The 19,555-nt window shown below is 42.2% G+C and carries 15 protein-coding genes; 10 read left to right on the plus strand and 5 right to left on the minus strand.

Going from position 1 to position 19,555, the window contains the following annotated elements:
• Positions 1-26: 26 nt before the first annotated feature.
• Positions 27-2,537 carry an ATP-dependent Clp protease ATP-binding subunit gene (locus tag ATC1_RS02485; protein WP_062278084.1) on the minus strand — a complete coding sequence of 837 codons (2,511 nt, stop codon included), beginning with the start codon at positions 2,535-2,537 and terminating at the stop codon, positions 27-29.
• Positions 2,538-3,097: 560 nt separating this feature from the next.
• Here ATC1_RS02485 and ATC1_RS02495 point away from each other — a divergent pair.
• Positions 3,098-4,756 (plus strand): MBOAT family O-acyltransferase, encoded by a 1,659-nt coding sequence (locus ATC1_RS02495; protein ID WP_062278087.1) that lies wholly within the window; start codon positions 3,098-3,100, stop codon positions 4,754-4,756.
• Between the two features lie 89 nt (positions 4,757-4,845).
• A complete protein-coding gene (locus ATC1_RS02500) occupies positions 4,846-6,291 on the plus strand; it encodes an SGNH/GDSL hydrolase family protein (protein ID WP_062278089.1) in 1,446 nt (481 codons plus the stop codon).
• A 99-nt stretch (positions 6,292-6,390) separates the two neighbouring features.
• Here the strand turns inward: ATC1_RS02500 and ATC1_RS02505 are convergent, their stop codons facing one another.
• Complete coding sequence (locus tag ATC1_RS02505; RefSeq protein ID WP_062278091.1) at positions 6,391-7,875, minus strand: hypothetical protein; 1,485 nt, start codon at positions 7,873-7,875, stop codon at positions 6,391-6,393.
• A 218-nt stretch (positions 7,876-8,093) separates the two neighbouring features.
• Between ATC1_RS02505 and ATC1_RS14880 the strand changes: the two genes are divergently transcribed.
• From ATC1_RS14880 to ATC1_RS02520, 3 genes are all read left to right on the plus strand, one after another.
• Positions 8,094-9,740: a D-sedoheptulose-7-phosphate isomerase gene (locus ATC1_RS14880; protein ID WP_172667697.1), complete on the plus strand. Its 1,647-nt coding sequence runs from the start codon at positions 8,094-8,096 to the stop codon at positions 9,738-9,740.
• Positions 9,741-9,864: 124 nt separating this feature from the next.
• On the plus strand, positions 9,865-10,437 hold the full coding sequence (locus ATC1_RS02515) for a D-sedoheptulose-7-phosphate isomerase (protein ID WP_062278093.1): 573 nt from the start codon (positions 9,865-9,867) through the stop codon (positions 10,435-10,437).
• Between the two features lie 93 nt (positions 10,438-10,530).
• Positions 10,531-11,508, plus strand: coding sequence for an ROK family protein (locus ATC1_RS02520; protein WP_062278094.1), 978 nt, complete (start codon positions 10,531-10,533; stop codon positions 11,506-11,508).
• A gap of 63 nt (positions 11,509-11,571) precedes the next feature.
• Here the strand turns inward: ATC1_RS02520 and ATC1_RS02525 are convergent, their stop codons facing one another.
• The 3 genes from ATC1_RS02525 to ATC1_RS02535 all read right to left on the minus strand — a co-directional run bounded on the left by ATC1_RS02525 (position 11,572) and on the right by ATC1_RS02535 (position 14,511).
• On the minus strand, positions 11,572-12,579 hold the full coding sequence (locus ATC1_RS02525; protein ID WP_062278096.1) for a bifunctional heptose 7-phosphate kinase/heptose 1-phosphate adenyltransferase: 1,008 nt from the start codon (positions 12,577-12,579) through the stop codon (positions 11,572-11,574).
• A 2-nt stretch (positions 12,580-12,581) separates the two neighbouring features.
• Positions 12,582-13,556, minus strand: coding sequence for a hypothetical protein (locus ATC1_RS02530; protein ID WP_062278097.1), 975 nt, complete (start codon positions 13,554-13,556; stop codon positions 12,582-12,584).
• Positions 13,557-13,683: 127 nt separating this feature from the next.
• Positions 13,684-14,511, minus strand: a complete 828-nt coding sequence (locus tag ATC1_RS02535; protein ID WP_062278099.1) for an HAD family hydrolase — start codon at positions 14,509-14,511, stop codon at positions 13,684-13,686.
• Between the two features lie 291 nt (positions 14,512-14,802).
• Between ATC1_RS02535 and ATC1_RS02540 the strand changes: the two genes are divergently transcribed.
• From ATC1_RS02540 to ATC1_RS02560, 5 genes are all read left to right on the plus strand, one after another.
• On the plus strand, positions 14,803-15,783 hold the full coding sequence (locus tag ATC1_RS02540) for an aldose 1-epimerase family protein (RefSeq protein WP_062278101.1): 981 nt from the start codon (positions 14,803-14,805) through the stop codon (positions 15,781-15,783).
• Positions 15,784-16,044: 261 nt separating this feature from the next.
• Positions 16,045-16,806 (plus strand): glucosamine-6-phosphate deaminase, encoded by a 762-nt coding sequence (nagB, locus tag ATC1_RS02545; protein ID WP_062278102.1) that lies wholly within the window; start codon positions 16,045-16,047, stop codon positions 16,804-16,806.
• 92 nt (positions 16,807-16,898) lie between these two features.
• Positions 16,899-17,513, plus strand: a complete 615-nt coding sequence (locus ATC1_RS02550) for a hypothetical protein (protein WP_201777230.1) — start codon at positions 16,899-16,901, stop codon at positions 17,511-17,513.
• A gap of 273 nt (positions 17,514-17,786) precedes the next feature.
• Positions 17,787-18,320: a flavodoxin domain-containing protein gene (locus ATC1_RS02555; RefSeq protein ID WP_062278104.1), complete on the plus strand. Its 534-nt coding sequence runs from the start codon at positions 17,787-17,789 to the stop codon at positions 18,318-18,320.
• Positions 18,321-18,345: 25 nt separating this feature from the next.
• Complete coding sequence (locus ATC1_RS02560; RefSeq protein ID WP_062278105.1) at positions 18,346-19,047, plus strand: flavodoxin family protein; 702 nt, start codon at positions 18,346-18,348, stop codon at positions 19,045-19,047.
• Positions 19,048-19,555 lie beyond the last annotated feature (508 nt).

Below are 19,555 nucleotides of genomic sequence, written 5' to 3' on the forward strand. Positions count from 1 at the left end.
AAAATAAATCCACCTGGTTGTTTTTTTTATATGACTTCTTCGATTCGATCAGATTGTTTGCGTAAAACAATCTCATTATCTTCGTTCAACGTGATCCGAATGGAATCACCCTCAGAGAATTGACGGGCAAGCAGCGCATCCGCAAGCGGGTCTTCTACTTTTTGTTGAATGACTCTGCGTAGTGGTCTGGCACCCATTTCCGGATCAAATCCATCTCTGGTCAGTTTTTCTAATGCACTTTCTGTAACAGAGATACGGATTTGCTGTTCTTTCAGACGTTCATTCAATTTTTGAATTTCAATTTCCGTAATCTGTTGCATATCTTCTAAATTCAGCATGCGGAAAACAATCACGCTGTCCAGGCGGTTGACAAATTCCGGCCGGAAGGTCTTTTTTAATTGTTCAAGCAGCTTTTTACGCATTTCATTGTAATCATCTTTTTCTTCATCACTTTTTTCGGTTTTCAATGAGAATCCAAACGTGTTTTGCCGTTTGATAAGATCATCACCAATATTGGAGGTCATTACAATGATTGTGTTCTTGAAATCGACTTTCTTGCCGCGGGCATCAGAAAGCTGGCCTTCTTCCATGATTTGCAGCAGAATATTTTGAATTTCCGGATTTGCCTTATCCATCTCATCAAAGACGACAATCGAATATGGACGGCGGCGGATAGCTTCTGTCAGCTGTCCTGCATCATCGTAGCCGACATATCCCGGAGGAGCGCCTGTCAAACGGCTTGCAGAGTGCCGTTCCATAAATTCTGACATATCAAGCTGGATCAGTGCATCCTCGCTGCCAAAAAGAAATTTTGCCAGCGCTTTCGTCAATTCAGTTTTTCCGACACCCGTTGGACCTAAAAATAGGAAGGATCCGATGGGGCGATGGGGATCTTTCAACCCGGAACGCGATCGGCGGATGGCATGCGCAATGGATTTAATCGCATCATCCTGACCGATAATCAATTTGCCAAGCTCATCTTCCATTCTCAACAACCGTTCCGATTCCTTTTCAGCCATTTGCATCACCGGAATGCCGGTCCACATGGATACAATTTCTGCAATATCATCCGCATTCACGGTCGGAGCAGTATCCCGATCCCATTGTTTGCTTTGATCTTCGATCTGTTGCTCCAATTGAGCTTCTCGGTTCTGCAGTTCGGCTGCCTGATCGTCTTGTCCCTGTTCTGCAGCCATCAGCATCAGTTTTCTGGTTTCTCGGAGGTCAGCCATAAGCTGATTGGCAGCGGCTGCCGCCGGGCTCTTATACATGCGGACGCGGGAAGATGCCTCATCAATTAAATCGATGGCTTTATCTGGCAGGAAACGCTCAGATACATAACGGACAGAAAGCGAAACGGCTGCTTCCAACGCCTCATCCGAAATTGTCAGTTGATGATGCTCCTCATATTTGGGACGCAATCCTTTTAGGATTTCAATGGCTTCTTCGGCTGTCGGTTCATTGACCAGAATTGGCTGAAAACGACGTTCAAGGGCTGCATCACTCTCGATATTCTTACGATACTCTTCGGATGTTGTGGCTCCGACAACTTGAACTTCTCCGCGCGATAAGGCTGGCTTGAGGATGTTTGCTGCATCAACAGTCGAACCGGATGCTCCGGCTCCTACCAGCATGTGAATTTCATCGATGAATAAAATTGCTTTCGTCGTTTTCAACTCTTCGATGACGCGTTTCATACGGTCTTCAAACTGACCGCGGTACATCGTTCCGGCAACCATCGATCCGACATCTAATTGGAGAACGCGTTTGTTTAACAATTGTGCCGGTACATTTCCTTCCACAATTGCCTGTGCCAATCCTTCCACGATGGCTGTCTTTCCTACCCCCGGTTCACCGATGAGTGCGGGATTATTTTTGGTTCTGCGGGCTAAAATCTGAATTACCCGCGCAATTTCATTTTTTCGGCCAATCACAGGATCCAATTTTCCCATTGCAGCTTTGGCAGTGAGATCTGTAGCAAGCTGATCAATCAACGGGGAACTGCTTTTTGCATTCTTATCCGATTTGACTTTTTTTGCCGGTTTAATGGCAGTGTCAGATTGTCCTTGTGTATCTGTCGGAGGAGTGGTCCCTTCTTCTAATACTCTTCTTAATTGGCGGCGTACCTGTTCCGGACTGATGCCGAGTTTTTTCAGGATTGTAACTGCTTTTGATTCTGGTGTATCGATCAGGCTTAACAGCAGGTGTTCTGTGCTGATATACACTTGCCCCATTTTAGTCCCTTCGATTACCGCCCTTTTTAAGATATCCTGTACTTCGGGAGATAATACTTCTTCCGATTTCTTCTCTTTCTTCTCTGTAGAAAACCCGTCCATACGGGACAAGATTTCACGAACGCGATCCGCTGTAAGATCTAAATCTTTCAGCACCTTGCCTGCAGTCGATCCTTCCACCAGCAGCAGACCGATCAGAATGTGTTCGGTTCCAATCATGTCCGCATTGTTTTGGTCAGCTTCCTGATGGGCAAGGCTCAGTACACGTCGTGCTCTTTGTGTAAATCTGTCAATTCCGGCCATTAATTCTTTTTTTTCCTTTATTTTTATATCCGCAACGTTTCAAATTAAAACCTTGTTCGGTTAATTTATTTAATAAACTTTTTTTTCTGGGTTTATTTTACCAGTTTATCCTTAGTGTTCTTTCGTAGTAATACGAAAATAAAACCTGCCTTCCGAATCAATCAGCAAATCATTTTCTTTATGATTCAAATTGCTGCTTCTTTAGTATAAAGTATGCTGACTGGAATCATTGTTAGAAATGTATTAATACTTGGATCTTGAAAATCGTAATGCCTGAAAGCTGCCTGATGAAATCCGGTTTTCGCGTAAACGGATTTCTTTTGAGCATTCAAAATGAATCTTCCTTGTAATAAAAATCGCTGATAAATCCGCAATTCGAAATATTGAAACAAAGAAAGCCTGTCATTGTTATTATCCTGCAGGGGGGGAAACAATCTTCTGCCATATGAGAAGCGATTACTTCTTCGGGTTGACACTCTCCTCGCAATGACAATTCAATCCATGAATGATTCATCGATTAAAGCGAATTATTGCTGGAAAATTATTATTATGATCTCTTCATGTATAATAATCTCAACAGGATCGGGCTGACTCTGAAAAGTGATCCCATGAAACCGCATATGGCTTTGGCTGTCCAGAGAATCTGTACTTTCAATATTTCTCTCAATTCTCAAAAGGCTTTCCTAAAATTTGAATTACTGCATTATTTGCCATCGGAAAACTCCATGCAATTGACTTCATTCTTATTCTTATTGTTTTTTCTGGTTGTCAGTTCGATTTATTATCTTTTCCCGTCGAAATATCGCTGGATCTGGCTCCTATTAGTCAGTTATTGCTTTTACGGAATCGGGAATATCAATTCGGTCGGTTTATTAATTCTGGTTACTGTTACAACCTGGTATGGGGGCAATCTCATAGCAGGAGCAAGGCATAATCATCGAATCAGGAATAGCTCCGCCCATCAAAAAATTATTCTTGCTGCGTGCGTTTTGCTCAATATCGGTATCCTTGTATTTTATAAATATTCCAATTTCGCGATCTACAACTTAAACCGGATTCTACGAATCGGACAAATCCCGCCGATTCAATTTACATTCAATTGGATTATGCCGATTGGTATTTCCTTTTTTATCCTTCAGGCGCTGACCTATCCCATTGATATTTATCGGGGGAAAATCAATCCGGAAAAGAATCCGTTGAAATATGCTTTATTTGTTTCTTTCTTTCCGCAAATTCTGTCCGGACCGATTGGAAGAGCAAAAAATATGCTCCCGCAGATCAGTACAAACCATCAATTTGATTTTGATCGCATTAAACATGGCATGTGGCGGATGTTATGGGGATTTTTTCAAAAAATGGTGATCGGTGATCGGTTATCCATTTTCATCGCTTCTGTCTTCGATGATCCGGTCGTTTTTCAACATGGTGGAATCATTAATTGGATCGCGATGGTTTTTTTCGGACTGCAAATTTATTATGATTTTGCCGGTTATTCAAATATTGCAATTGGTGCTGCTCAAATTTTAGGCTATTCCATACCCGTGAATTTTCTCCGTCCCTATTTCTCAAAATCTGTGACAGAATTTTGGAAACGTTGGCATATCTCGTTAACCAGCTGGTTTCGAGATTACCTCTATATCCCTTTGGGGGGAAATCGAGTTGGGAAAATACGCCATGCTGCCAATATCCTGATAGTCTTTCTGGTGTCCGGATTATGGCACGGCGCAAATTGGACTTTTATCATTTGGGGACTTCTCAATGGCTTTTATCAACTCATTGAGCTTTCTCTCAAATCTGTTCTAAAACCGATAATTGGACAACGGTCTTTTCAATTAAACTCTTTTGGTTGGAAAAGTCTCCGTGTTGTAATGGTTTTTTTCCTGACTGATTTTGCCTGGATTTTTTTCCGCTCGAACACGATTCATGATGCATTCGGATTCATTAAAGGCCTCTTTTACTTCAATCCGCAAATCCTGCTGGATGATCAACTGTATCAATATGGATTAACCCGAATCAATATGCAGATCCTTCTGATTGCTCTGGTTATTTCCGTAACTGTCAGTTGGCTTCAGAGAAGCGGCAGTATATGTGAAAAGATGGATCGTCAACCTTTCTGGTTTCGCTGGGCTGTAATTTTGACAGGGATTTTTGCAATTCTGCTGCTGGGAATCTACGGTCCCAATGTCGATACCAGTCAATTTATTTACACGAAGTTCTGATGAGAAATAATTCGAATATTTTATCAATCTTTCGAATTAGAAGAAAAAACATTTCAATATTTCGAAATGGTAGATGAGAAGAAAAACAAATGATGAAAAAGATCGTTTCCGCCATTTTATTTTCTGTGCTCTTGTATTATTCATTCCAGATGGTCAATGAGATGCTATTTATTAAGACGGAAGTAAATGCAGCAAAAGACCTGGTATTAGAACCGAAAAAAACGATTGATGTTTTCTTTCTTGGCACCAGTCATGTCTATTGTGGTGTCAATCCTTTGGAAATCTGGAAACAAAGCGGAATTACCAGTTTTGATCTCGTTACAAATCGCCAGCCAATCTGGGCTTCTTATAGTATTTTGAAACAATCGTTGAAACAACAAAAACCCGCTGTTATATTTTTCGAGGTTCTCGGAGCCACAGATTATGTGGAAGGATTAATTGAGAGCGACCGGGGAAATCATGCGACACACCTCGCTATGGATCCTATTCCACTTTCTTTTTCAAAAATCATGGATGTTCTGCGGATTGATGAGATCAAGAAGAAACAGGAAATGTTGTTTCCAGTGATTTATCATCACCGCCGTTTGGTGGAAAACGAACTGAATTCTACCGATCTGTTATATCCTTTTACGCGAAATCGCAATATTCAGAAAGGATATGTCCTTTCTTTAAAAACCGAACCGCAAGAAAGATCAGGTCCTTATCCGACACAATCGATACCGCTGCATCCAACTGCAGAAAAATATTTGATAAAAATCATTGAATTATGCAGGGAAGAAAAAATTCCGCTGGTTTTATTTAAAACACCTGCACCTTCTTCAGAAAATTTGCTGATGCAGTTGAATGGCATTGCCGAACTGGCTGATAAATTTGACATACCATGGATTGATTTCAATCGTCTCGTTGACCAGATCCATCTGGATTATTCAACCGATTTCGTCGATGGCGGGCATCTGAATGTATTTGGCGCAAAAAAAGTATCTGCATACTTAAGCCAGTATCTACAGGAACATTTTCACCTCGAGGATCGGCGGAAAGATTCGAAATTTTCTTCCTGGAATGCCGACGCGCTCCATTATGACAACCGGCTGAATTTACAGACAACAATGCTTTTCCCCGAATATATACGGCGATTAGGTGATCCGCATTTAATATCAGTCATTACGTTTAATCAAAGCGTTATGGATCATCAAGCGAATTTTCAGGAAGGGATACAGCGTTGTGAAGTAGAGCCCAGTGATATTTTGAATTCCAGCAACGGATTGATATGCATCTTCGATGCGGGAAAAGTGATAAAGTCTACTTCCGGACATTTCGTGCATTATGCGAATGATACGATTTTTAATATTGCTCTCGGTATTTCCGAAGGTACAAAATCCAGCATCCTGGTCAATCAAAAAGAACAGAGTTTGAATGTGGATGGTGTCAATATCGTAGTTTATGATAAGGATACGCAAACGATACTCGATCGAGTCGCTTTTCTGCCAACCGATGAAATGCAGGCAGTCAGAGATCCATCTGTAGTAACTCCGTGATTATGGATATGAGATTCCTGAATCGTAATTAATAATATGGATTGACTTTTTCTATTTCGAATTCATGATCTCAGTAGCGTTTACCGTTTCAATCAAGCATCAATCGGTTGAATCGTTTTCAGTATGCTCATTGCCAGATTTCACTGCTGTTTGTTTCTTTTCCCGCCAATACAGCCAGATCCAACCAGCAAGACTGATGCCGGATATCAATGCTCCGATGATTAATCCGTTGGTGTAAAGCGGATCGTCATGATTGCTGACCACCTTGATCGCCAGATTTGTATACGTGTATGGAAAGGCTTTCACACTGTTCAGGACTTTCCAGGCGCTGATATGATTCCATAGTTCCATGATCAGTATGACCAGCAACAAGGATGAAAGAAGAATTTTCAGGCGATGAAATTTCCGTATTTGCAGATTGTTTTGAAGGGCGGTACACGCCATTACGATCAGAAAGACGACGGGGAGGATCAGAAAACGAGCGCTGACGCGTTCTCCTGAAAAAAGCGGAATCTGAGTGAAACGAATGATCTGATAGAAATTTCGTATCGAAAAGAATACGAGTGCAGCCAACGGAAAAATTAATACTGGAAAGCCATGTTCTTTTTTCCGTTGCAGCAGCCACTGGATTCCAAAAAAAATCAGGAACACAGTACCGGCAATTCCGACATACATATCAAATTCCCACCAACCCAGAACAGCACCGGTTTTTTCCGCGTTCAAAGAGTCGGCAGGTGAGATGATTCGCATCAGTGCTTTTGCCATCACAAGCGGAGTTCCATATCCCCCGAGAAAGTCATCATCAAAAGCGCCCATCTGCAGCGCGGGAGGGATCATGCGGATTGCTGAAAGTAGGCAGGCTAAAATACCCGCTTTTAAGATCGGTATCAGGACACTGAATTTGGTGACAGCCAGAATGGCGAGAAAAATTACACACCAAACAAATTGATGAAATGATCCCTGAAGAAAGATGAAAAATAATAGAAAAGCTGTTCTGCCAACCCAGGTCCAGCTTTTTTCTCCATCGAGCAGACAAAAGACCAGCCAGATAAACCAGGAGAATAGGAAGTAACCGCCCCAGGTAACATGACCTACAGAATAATGCGACAAGATGTGTCCGTTGAAAAAGAAAAGGAAAAAAAGCCAGGTAAAACTGAACAGTGAAAGATGAAAATGTTTTTTGATCGCAAATAATCCCAAAAAACCAATGGAGAACAACAGCCAGGTGTGAACCAGAATAAAATCCCCGACACTCAACCATTTGAGAAGTATGATTTGCGGACTTAAGATGACATCCGGTAAAGCCATAAAGCGATCGGTAACACCGCGTAATGCCGATGCGTCGGGCATATGTAACGGAAGCGCCCCTTTTGTGACAGCATCTTTTAAAAATGCTATCCGCGGCGCATTGACTTCTGCCCAATCATGATAGTCAAATGGAATGTCGCCAAAATTGAGGAAATAACCCCACAGAATCAAACCGGTGATAAGAAGAAATCCGAGCCAGATCCAGGTCAACAGGGCATTTTCTTTTTCCGAATCAAAAATGGAATCTGATAAATCTTTCAAGGAAGTGCGGTTCATATGGATTCATTTTATATACAATTGTCCGCTTTCGCAACAGGTTCATCCAATATTCAGTAATTCCAAACATTGACCCGAAATATTCTCTCCATCTTTCAAATTGTTGGATTTTCCATTTTTGAAATGTTCTGATTGAATTATTATTTTATAATTTTCAGCAGAATATATGGTTTTCAACAATCAATTAATGGCTGTTGAAAAACCATGAGGAGAAAAACATGCCATATTCAGCTGTTGATTTGCATCAAGTGAAAACTGTTCCGCTTCCTGCGCGTCAAAATCGTGTTGGAACAGAAAACCTTGTTTTCCCGAACTCGTCGGTCGAACCTTTTGATACTTTGGATTTTCGAGAAATTGTTGAACGAATCTTAACCGCCAGAAGAGCTGGTAAACCGGTTGTCTGGATGCAAGGCGCCCATGTCATTAAATGCGGGCTTGCTCCTGTGATTATCGATCTGTTGAAGAAAGGTTTTATTCAACATATCGCCAGCAATGGTGCGGCTACGATTCATGATTTTGAAATTGCTCTGCTTGGTCACACCAGTGAAGATGTTGCGCAATCTTTGAAGGATGGCACTTTTGGAATGGCTGAGGAAACCGGCGCAATGATGAACCGTGCGATTCAATACGGATCAAAAAACGGGATGGGTATCGGGGAATCATTGGGAGCGATGATCGGTACAGAAGCTTGTTTTGCAGAACATCGGGACGTCAGTCTATTATATAATGCCTGGAAATTAGGTATTCCCTATACGGTTCATGTTGCAGTAGGTACCGATATTATTCATCAGCATCCCGCAGCAGATTTCGCTGCCATCGGCTGGGGTACCGGTCAGGATTTCAAAATCTTCTGTCAATCCATTTGCCACCTTGAAGGCGGTGTGTTCCTCAATTTTGGATCATCCGTTATCGGACCGGAAGTATTTTTAAAGGCGGTTTCGATTGCCAGAAATCTGGGCAATCCGCTGAAAGTATTTACTACCGCCAACTTCGATTTGGTCGATCTCGGAGACTATCGCGAACCACTTGGTGAAGATAAAGTTCAATATTATTACCGTCCTCGTAAAAATATTGTTAACCGTCCGGTCATGTTGGGCGGAAAAGGATTCCATGTCTGCGGTAATCATCGCCAGACCATTCCGAATCTGCACAAACTGTTGACATCCGGCGGCGATATTTTTCCGATTGAATCCCAAAGAATCCAAATAAATCCGATTGAGAAGCTCCGAATGGATGTGAAACAAATCCTTGAACAGGCAGTCCAAATGCATCCTGCCCTTGAATCCTGCAAAGATCAGATTGCGTGTGCATATCAATTAATTCGGCATTGTTATATAACAGGCGGAATCCTGTTCCTTGCCGGAAACGGCGGCAGTATGGCAGATGCACTGCATATCAGCGGAGAATTAGGAAAAGCTTTTAAGATTCATCGCCAGATACCGGATGGGCTCAAAGAACGATTGTCCGAATTGAAGGATGGAGATATCCTTGCTAAAAATCTGGAACCGGCGTTTCGTGCTTATGTGCTTGGCTTGAATCCGGTACTGCGGTCTGCCATTGAAAACGATTATCAGGATTCTGATCTCAGTATCGCACAGGAATTGTATGCCATGAGCAGACCAGGCGACGTATTGTTATCGATCAGTACCAGCGGGAATGCTGTGAATCTTCATCATGCTGCCAATCTGGCAAAAACGCTGGGAGTTTCCGTTATCGGTCTCAGCGGAGCAAAAGGCGGGTTGATGCGCAATGACGCCGATATATTTATTTCTGTGGAAGCAGATCGAACGGATGAAATTCAGAATCTGCATATATTGGTTTATCATACGCTGTGCAGTATGATTGAGCAAGATTTTTATCAGTAATTCGAAATATAAAAAGAATTCTTTGTTGTACTAATGGTTTTGCGTTTCATGTAAAACCATTAGTACAACAAGTCAAGGTCAATCCATATTTCGAATTGCTGGATTCTTATGGAGGAAACATATCATGGATCACCGCGAATCATTAATCAACAGTTATTTGTTCGAATTGAAAAACGCTCTGGATCACTTGCCCACAGATCAGATACTCAAAGCAGTGGACGTGATTCAAAAAGCACGTCTGGAAAAAAGAACGATTTTTACCATGGGTAATGGAGGAAGCTCTGCCACTGCCAGTCACATGGGATGTGATTTTTCAAAAAATACACGCAGTCCGGAACTGCCTGCAATTCGCATGATTTGTTTGAACGACAGTACACCTGCCATCACAGCTTTTGGCAATGATGAAGGGTATGATAAGATTTTTTCAGAACCGTTGAAAGCGCTGGCAGATGCAGGAGATGTGCTGATTGCCATCAGCGGGAGTGGTAACTCTCCGAATATTCTTCGAGCTTTAGAGACAGCAAAAAATCTTGGAATGACGACGATCGGACTTTCCGGATTCAAAGGCGGGAAGATGATTGAATTGGTCGATATTCCGATCAATATTGATACCGACAGCATCGAACGTGTTGAAGACATTCATATGATTTGTGATCATGTGATGACCATGGTCATGCGCGAATCGCTTCAAAGATAGCGATTCGAATAATCTCTTATTTCTCAAAAGGTTTTCCCGAATTTCGAATTATTGCTTCAATGAAGGGATAAAGCTGAAAGAAGAATTGCTCAAATGAATCAAAATGATACATATGTCTTAGCATTGGATTTTGGCGGGACGAAACTTGCAACAGCCGTCGTGCGAGTCGCTGACGGGGAATTATTCGGTTATCAAAAAGTGTCCACACCGGCTTCAATGGGGGCTGAAGCCTCTCTTTCATTGATCCTGCAAACTGCTGAATCAAGTTTGGAAAAGTCTTTGGTTCCCTCTGACAAGATCCGGGGGGCGGGTATCAGTTTCGGGGGTCCGGTTTCTGCGGATGGCAGTAAAGTCGTTTTATCCATGCATGTCAAAGGATGGGATAATTATCCTCTCCCTGCACTGGTCAGCGAACATTTTCATCTGCCCGTCCGAATGGGGAACGATGGGAACATAGCCGCTTTAGGCGAATGGTATTATGGAAGCAAAGCCATTCCGGATCACTTCATGTATATTCAAATCAGTACCGGTATTGGCGGCGGATTTATCCTGAATCGAAAACTGTATGCCGGACAAGGCTTAGGTGCAGAAGTAGGACATGTCAAAGTACGATTTGAAGATGCAGACGCCTATCCCTGCGCCTGCGGAAGTTATGGCTGTATCGAATCGGTTGCTTCCGGATGGGCGCTTGCCCGGGATGCAAAACGTTTATTTGAAGTAGTCAGCAAAGAGAGCATCTTCTATCAAACAGCAAAAGAAATTGGAGAATGCAGCGCTCGGACATTGGTCATAGCCGCCCGAAAAGGAGATCAAGATGCGCTTTCCATCATCCGTTCTGCATTTTGCAGCTTTGCGTTATCACTCTCTGATGCGATCACACTGCTGGACATGGAGGAAATTGTCATCGGCGGAGGTGTCGCCGTGAATTCCTGGGACTTGTTGGAACCGATCCTCAAGGAAAAAATACCGAATTTCCTGCAAACCAACCTGAGGGGCAGAACCAAAATCCGCCTGTCGCAGTTAAACGGTACCGAGACGCTGCTGGGAGCAGCAAAATTGCTGGATATTTGATAGAGAGCCGGGGATTATCCAATTAGATCAAACAACATAGCTGCACACAAGCCTGGTTGATAGTCAGCCGGATGATGCGATCTTCTTCGCAACAGTGATAATTTCATCGCGGCTGGCAGTTCCCGTCGTTCCAAGCTGACGGATCGTTATCGATGCTGTGATATTCCCGATGAGCGCAGCTTCTTCATACGAAGCGCCTGCGCAAAGGGCGCTTAGAATTCCAGCTGTGGCGCTATCTCCAGCGCCGCAAATATCAATCGGCCCCTCTACCCGGATTCCTGGAATCTGGTTTCCTGTTTGGTTGTGATAGACATAGATTCCTTCACTTCCGAGGGTGATGAAAGATCCTCTGGGATTTGTTTGAAAAAGCGCTTTTGCAGCCGCTTCAACCGTTTTGGTATTGGTATTTTTCAAAGCTTCAGATTGATTGCACTTGATGATTAAATGATGAAATTTCCCGGTGCGATGCCGTGAATCCACCAAAATCGGCTTTTGAGGGGATTGTCGACCAAGTTCGCAGATGGTTTCACGAATCCGATCCGTTATAACACCGCAATTTTCTTCTTCTACCTGATCCAGCACGACAATACCATCCACGGAATCAAAAACTTCCTGGAGATTTCGCATGAGATCATCTTCAACGTTTTTTGGCAGACGGGAGCGGTTTTTAATATCCAGACGCTCCAGTTCATGGACCGGTTCATTTTTACCGAATAACATTGGCTTCGTATAGGTTGGAGTCATAATGGCATCTGACTCCACCATAAATCGAGTATCCGCCTGGCGAGCTCTTAATGCTTGCATCAGATCAAAGCCGCGTCCGTCATTTCCGATTGCGCCAAGTGTAATCACCTGAGTGTCCAGCGCGCACAGGTTGTTGACGACAGTACCGGCTGCTCCCGGGCTGTTGCGGATTTCGGTTACCTGATAACATTCCAATTGCGTTTCCAATGATATTTCGGATATATCCCGATTCAGCATCAGATATTGATCCAAAAAATAATCACCCAGAACAAGGATTTTTATAGTCGGGAAACGACTTAATATTTCCTCTATCCGCTTCGTGTTCATCGTTATGATTCTCCTGAAGTCTCCATGATTGCGTGATACAGAACCGGAAATGTGACGGCATGATCACCGCGCACGTAATAGCTGACTCCGCCATCCGCAACGGTTCGTACCAATATCGTCTTATAAGGTCGGAAATAATAGGCTGCCTGATTCTTAGGAATTTCCTGATGCCAGTCTTCACCCAAATCCTGCAGATCGAAAACGGCAGTTGTAAAATGCCGAATTTCCCTTCCTTCCTGAAATGCTGCATTTCGTGCCATTGCCAGCGCTTTCAGATATACTTCAGGTCCCATAATGGCGGTTCCGTAACTGAGATAAACACCATTCTCCAGATGATCAATCGTATTGGTGAAAACCAGAAAATCCTGGTAGGAGGCTTTTCCTAATTTTTGCGGATCGCAGTTTGGATGCTCGTGAATGATGTCGCTGCCGATACTGACATGGACAGTGACGGGAATCTGCATTTCATATGCCTGTGCTAAAAGACTGGTAGATCGGAACGGGTATTCTCGCTCAATAATCGCCTTCCCGACAGCCTCTCCCAGTCCGAGTCCCTGATCTGCACCTTCGTTGATAAGGTCATTCAATTCGCCGGATTCTTTCCATAAGCCAAACTGACCTTCGTGAATATAACGGGCTACGCTCTCGGTCGTTGCCCCAATGCGGGCTAATTCATAATCATGGATACATCCTGCGCCATTCAGTCCAATATGATTGATGAAACCGTGTTTCATCAGATCAATGATCAGAGGATTCATTCCTTTTCGCAACAGATGTGCTCCCATCATCAGAATGACTGGCGCTTTTTTCTTTTTAGCTTCAACAATCGCAGCGCTGATTTTTGCAATGGAAGGATCGGAAAAATCAGGAACAGGATCGTCAATCGAGACCAGCATTTGCGGTAAATGGAGATCATGAATCCGTTCGGAAATCGGTTTAATCATCAGACGTGAACGATCAAAAGTTTTATATGGCATCGTGTTATCCTTTAAATTAAAAGTACATGAAAAAAAAAGAAAATCATCCTTTTAATATTTCAAATCGCTGCAACTGACAGATGTGATCCCTAAGAATTCTTCACATCTTCAGCCGAATGAACAGAACTCACTTCACGGGAAAGAGGATTTGCAGCAGCGAATCGGTGACACGAAAATCCGGGATAATCAGATCTGCTCCGGCCTGGATTAATCGGTTACGTTTCCACTCATCAATTCCCTCTCGATCAGCTTCATTGGTCGCAACGCCTACCGCAATCCCATTGACGGATTTTGTATCTTCAATTTCTACAAAACCGTCCCCAAATGCGACAAATTCAGGACCGCTGAGGTTGTTTTCTGCAATGATCCGCTGGATTACCATCTTTTTTGAAAAGTTCATGTAATCATCCTGAGCACCATAAATGCCGGCAAAATAGGGTGTCAGATGCAGCAATTCTGCTTCATCCAATACATATTTTTCATCGGTTCCGGAAGCCAGATAACATTTTACGCCATGTGACCGAAGTCCTTCCAAAATTGAAATCGCGCCGGGAACCAGGTATTCTTCCGGCTGGATGCGTTTGCTGCGCAGTCCGTCCAGCCGATATTGGATACGTTTTAAGAGTCTTTCGTGGTATTCATTTTTATAGGTCAGCGGATCCTCTGCGTTTCCTCCCCGCTTTTTCACTTCCTCAGCTAATTGGATCATTTGGAAAATCGTCTGTTTCCCGGTTAATCGTGTCACAAAATCACGCACAACTGTTGTGATTGTGTCTTTGTCTTCATGAGCAGGTGTCTGCATCAGGATTTCGATCATCATCGGGATCATAATTGCCTGCCAGCCTTCCCGAATCAGTGAGAGTGTCCCGTCAAAATCAAATAATGCATAATGCACACCGTCTCGTTCTGGCAACTGGCGAATCATTTCAATACTTGAATTTTCATTGATTTTCATTGTTCATCGCCTTTTTTATAGTATCTAAGAGAATTGTACCTTATCAATATGGCAAATGATTCAATTTTTTTCTACAATTATCAGTATGGACAATCTATTGAAGAATTCCAAATTCAGCAATTCCAAATATGGATTGTCTTTTCAAATTAAGAAAGAAAAATTGTGATTCTTCCGATATTTTGAATCGTTGGCTGCCATTGATCCACTTTCATGGAAAAGGTAAAATGATAGATAGCTTATAAAATATCGGGGCGCATTTCCCCAGGGGAAAGAAGAGGAGGAAAAGTATATATGAATCAGAAACGCGAAAATTATATCGGACATGAATCCCAATTGTATGGTGTAGAAGAACATCGCCTGATCGGAGGCAAAGGGGATGGCATCCGCTTGTTTCAAGTAAGAAATGGTTTGGGTTTGGAGTTCACCGTATCGGCGGATCGTTGCGCGGATATTTCCCGTTTATCCTTTCAGGGTATGAATTATGGGTTCTTTGCTGTCAATGGATATAGCGCTCCGGCTTATTATGACGACAAAGGAAGCGGCTGGTTGAAATCCTGCAGCCTTGGATTTATGGTTACCTGCGGTTTAACCAATGTCGGAGTCCCTTCAGAAGACGCCGGAGAATCTCTCGGATTACATGGCAGAGCAGGTCATACTCCGGCTGAAAACATATACTGGGAAATGGATCAGGATAAAATTCGGATTCATGCGTCTATCCGCCATGCGGGTATGTTTGCGGAAAAATTATTGCAGAAACGGGTCATCGAATGTTCTCTGAAGGAAAACAAAATTTCGATTACAGACCAAATCCGCAATGTCGGCGATCGAGTAACTCCGCTCATGATCCTTTATCATATGAATATGGGTTATCCGCTGCTGGATGAAGATAGTATCCTGGATATCCGGTCTGATGAGGTAATTCCCAGGAATGAGCATGCCCGAGAGGGACTTTCCGAGTGGAATCGGGTCATTCCTCCCCAGGTTGAATTTGAGGAGATGTGTTATTACCATCACTTTAATCATGCAGGACTGGCAAGAATTTTCCAGCCAAAACATCAAAAAGGACTGGCTATTTATTTTGATCCAAAAATTTTGGACGAATTCATTCAATGGAAAATGATGGGTGTAAAAGATTATGTCATGGGGCTTGAACCAGGCAATTGTCATGCGGACGGCCGTGATAAGATGCGCGCTGAGGGCAAGCTGAAATTCATTCAACCTGACGAAGAAAAGAGTTTTCGTATCGATTTGGAAATGATTGAAAAGTTGTAAAAGCGGAATTGAATGGATTCAGTCGTCATACAGATGTTTGACAATAAATCCATCTTTTTTCTTATCATCGACATTGATTAACAGATCAGTGATTCGAAAGTTAGGGAAATACTATGTTGTGGCGCTGCTTGTGTGCGTTGTGTTAAAACAATACAACAACATTTTTTCTCTCATAATCGATACGATTTTTTAGATTTCGAATTGCTGTCAACAGAGTATCGATGGAAATACAAATAAATAAAAAAAGTTAAGAGGGTATGCATGTCAAATTTTACAGTATGGAAAACCGCTGATCCAGCGTCTGCAGGTAAGATCAGTGCTGAAATTATTGCAAAAACAGTTATAGCCAAACCTGATTGCCTTCTTGGGTTGGCAACCGGATCTACGCCGGTCCCGATTTATAAAGAACTGGTAGCGCAACACAAAAAATCGAATCTGGACTTTTCAAAAGTTCGAACGGTCAATTTGGATGAATATGTCGGTCTTTCTGCTGAACATCCTCAAAGCTATCATCATTTTATGATGAGTAATTTTTTCGATCACATTAATATTGATCTTCAGAATACCCGGATTCCAGATGGCATGGCAGCCGATTTATCTGCGTTTTGTGATCAATACGAACAGCAGATTACGAATTGGGGTGGGATTGATCTGCAGCTTTTAGGTATCGGGCTTAATGGTCATATCGGTTTTAATGAACCGGCATCCGTTTTCACACGAAGAACCCATTTGACCGATCTTACTGAAAGTACACGCAAAGCCAATCAGCGGTTTTTTAACTCCCTGGATGAAGTACCCCGACAGGCTATTACGATGGGAATTGGAACGATAATGACAGCTCGTAAAATTTTGCTGGTTTGCACTGGTATCAAGAAGGCGGAAATTCTGGAACGTACATTTTTTGGCCCAATCGATCCGATGGTTCCGGCTTCAGTCCTGCAATTCCATCAGAATGTTACAGTTGTTGCCGACGAAGCTGCATTAAAAACCATCCTGCAAAAACACCCTGAGTTTTCTGCCTGAAAACGGATATCCAGCGATTCATAATCAGTATGTGATAGTTTATTGTTATTAACTTTTTTGGAGTTTTTTCAGGAAAAAGACATGAAAGTGTAATGAAAATGCTGACTATTGATGATATTCAAAGCGTTAATAAAGAAAACCTTGAAGAAATCAGCGCTGAATTAGAAGCGGATGATCTTAACCTGCTGGTGTCCTGTTTAGATGAAAAAGATGATAAGATCCGCTATCCGGCGCTCCTCCTTCTACAGCATCGATCGGAAATCCATGAAGATGTTTTTCCATTTTGGGATGAATTTACAAAAAAGTTAACCGATACAAACTCTTTTCAACGCAGTATCGGGCTGATGATGATCGCAGCAAATGCACGCTGGGATCATGGAGACCGAATGGAAACTACGCTTGATGACTATCTCAATTGTCTGAATGACGAGAAACCGATTACGATTCGGCAAGGTATTCAGGGACTGATGCAGATTGTCCCTTTTCATGAAAAACTTCGTCTGAAGATTGCCGATCGGCTGATGCAGTTAGATCTTAAGGAAATCCGAGAGACAATGCGAAAATCCATTTTAACGGATATTCTCAATGTTCTGATGATAATCCGTCGAAATGGAACAACCGATTCTATCGAACAATACATCGGAAATGCTCTGACAGGAGGTATTTTAGACCGCAAAACAGTGCAGCAATTTCAGCAACAACTATAGACCCGCGATTCGATTTTTTTGAAAAAGCCATGCAATTTCTCGGAAAATGGATTTCAATAATTCCAAATGAGCATATTTTTTTGTAAAAATCCGTATATACTTTTGGGCAAATAAATTGTGATTCGAAATGTGGGAAGAATAATACGTTATCGCATTCTGCGGCAAAATCAATGGAATAACAAATTTTCTTCCTTTTCATCAAAGATGATTTAAATTTCGAATTTCTGATAAAAAATCGAAAAAAAATGATTCATTTAGAATGGAGCTGCATCAATGAAAACAGTTGTAATCTATCAGTCAAAGACGGGGTACACAAAAAAATATGCTCAATGGATTGCGGAAGCACTGCAGGCAGATCTTTTTGAAAATACAAAAATCAAGGACGATGAAATTATTTCCTATGATGCTGTCGTGTATGGAGGAAGCCTTTTTGCCACCGGTATCCTCGGTTTGAAACGTATTAAAAAACTGTTGCCTTCATTAGCCGGCAAAAAGATTGCAGTATTCGGAGTTGGACTCTCACCTGTTCGTGAAGATACAATCAATAGCGTAAAACAGCACAATCTGACGGAAGAAGAATTAAAAGCTATCCATTTTTATTATTTTCGCGGCGGTTTTAACCTGAAAAAACTGTCTTTCATCGATCAAACGATGATGAAGATGATGAAATCTTCGATTGAAAAGAAAAAGAAAGCAGGAAAACTGCTCACAGAGGACGAAAACGAAATGTTGGAAGCTTTTAATGTCATTTCCGATTTTACCGATCGCAGCGCGATTGAACCGCTGCTTTCTTTTATCCAATCCTGATTCAGTCAACCGCAGGAGCATTCTGATGAAAATCACAGTTTTGCATGGACAAATGCATCATGGCAGCACATGGCATATCACACAACTCTTTATAAACGCGCTTCAAAATGAAACTGCACAAATTTCGGAATTCTATTTTCCTAAAGATGGTCCGGCTCCCTGTATCGGGTGTTTTCAATGTTTTCTAAAAGGGGAAAATTATTGTCCGCATGCTGAAGCTGTCCAGCCGATTGCAGCATCCATTGAAGCATCGGATCTGGTTATTCTGGAATCCCCTTGCTATGTGTATGGCATGAGCGGACAACTGAAATCTTTTTTGGATCATATGGCTTATCGCTGGATGTCCCACCGTCCGCATCCATCCATGTCAGGCAAGATCGGTTTGTGTATTTCTACTGCGGCTGGTTTAGGTTCCGGCAGAACCGCAAAGGATATGCAGCAAAACCTTTTCTATTGGGGAATTTCGAAATTGTACCGTTACAGTGTTAATGTATCCGCCATGAATTGGGAAACGATTGACCCGAAGCGAAAGGCGCGTATCGAAAAGCAAGTTTCTACAATGGTATCGCGAATACAAAAAAGTGCCGGAGCTGTGAAACCCGGTCTTAAGACGAGGTTTCTGTTTTCGATCATGCGATTGAATCAAAAGGGAAATACATGGAATTTGACCGATCGTAACCACTGGGTGGCCAATGGATGGCTGCCGGCAGGTAAAACAGATCGGTAATTGAATACATCAGATGCTTTTCAAGCTGGATCTATTGAAAAAAACGCCGCATTATTTGCGGCTTTTTTTTCTCTCGGATGATTATGCATGGATATTAATAAAGCATAGTGTTCCGAAATAATGGGTGAGTTAATGGTTGGTTAGTTCTTTTACGCTTTGCATGAAAGTAACCTGACAACTTGTTTGATTGATTCGAAAAGTTGATCAATTTATTGAATTTCCATATAAAGTAATCAATCTCCGCATAATTCTTAAAAATGACTATAATCGTATTGGCTTGACATGACAAATGTCATATTAAAAATATGACATTCATAATTCAGGCGAAAAATCGATTGCACCAGGCAATCGGTGGATAAAAGGGGAACGTGGATGAAGAAAAAAGCTTCATTACCATCTTTCCAAGAAGGATGAAGGAGGTTTTCATGGCATTGTTATACACAGTTTTTGTCGTTGTCAGTTATATCGCTATCGCATTCGCAGTCAATCTCGTTTCAGCTCCGGCTGA

This window comes from Flexilinea flocculi (assembly GCF_001192795.1).
Classification (GTDB): Bacteria; Chloroflexota; Anaerolineae; order Anaerolineales; family Anaerolineaceae; genus Flexilinea; species Flexilinea flocculi.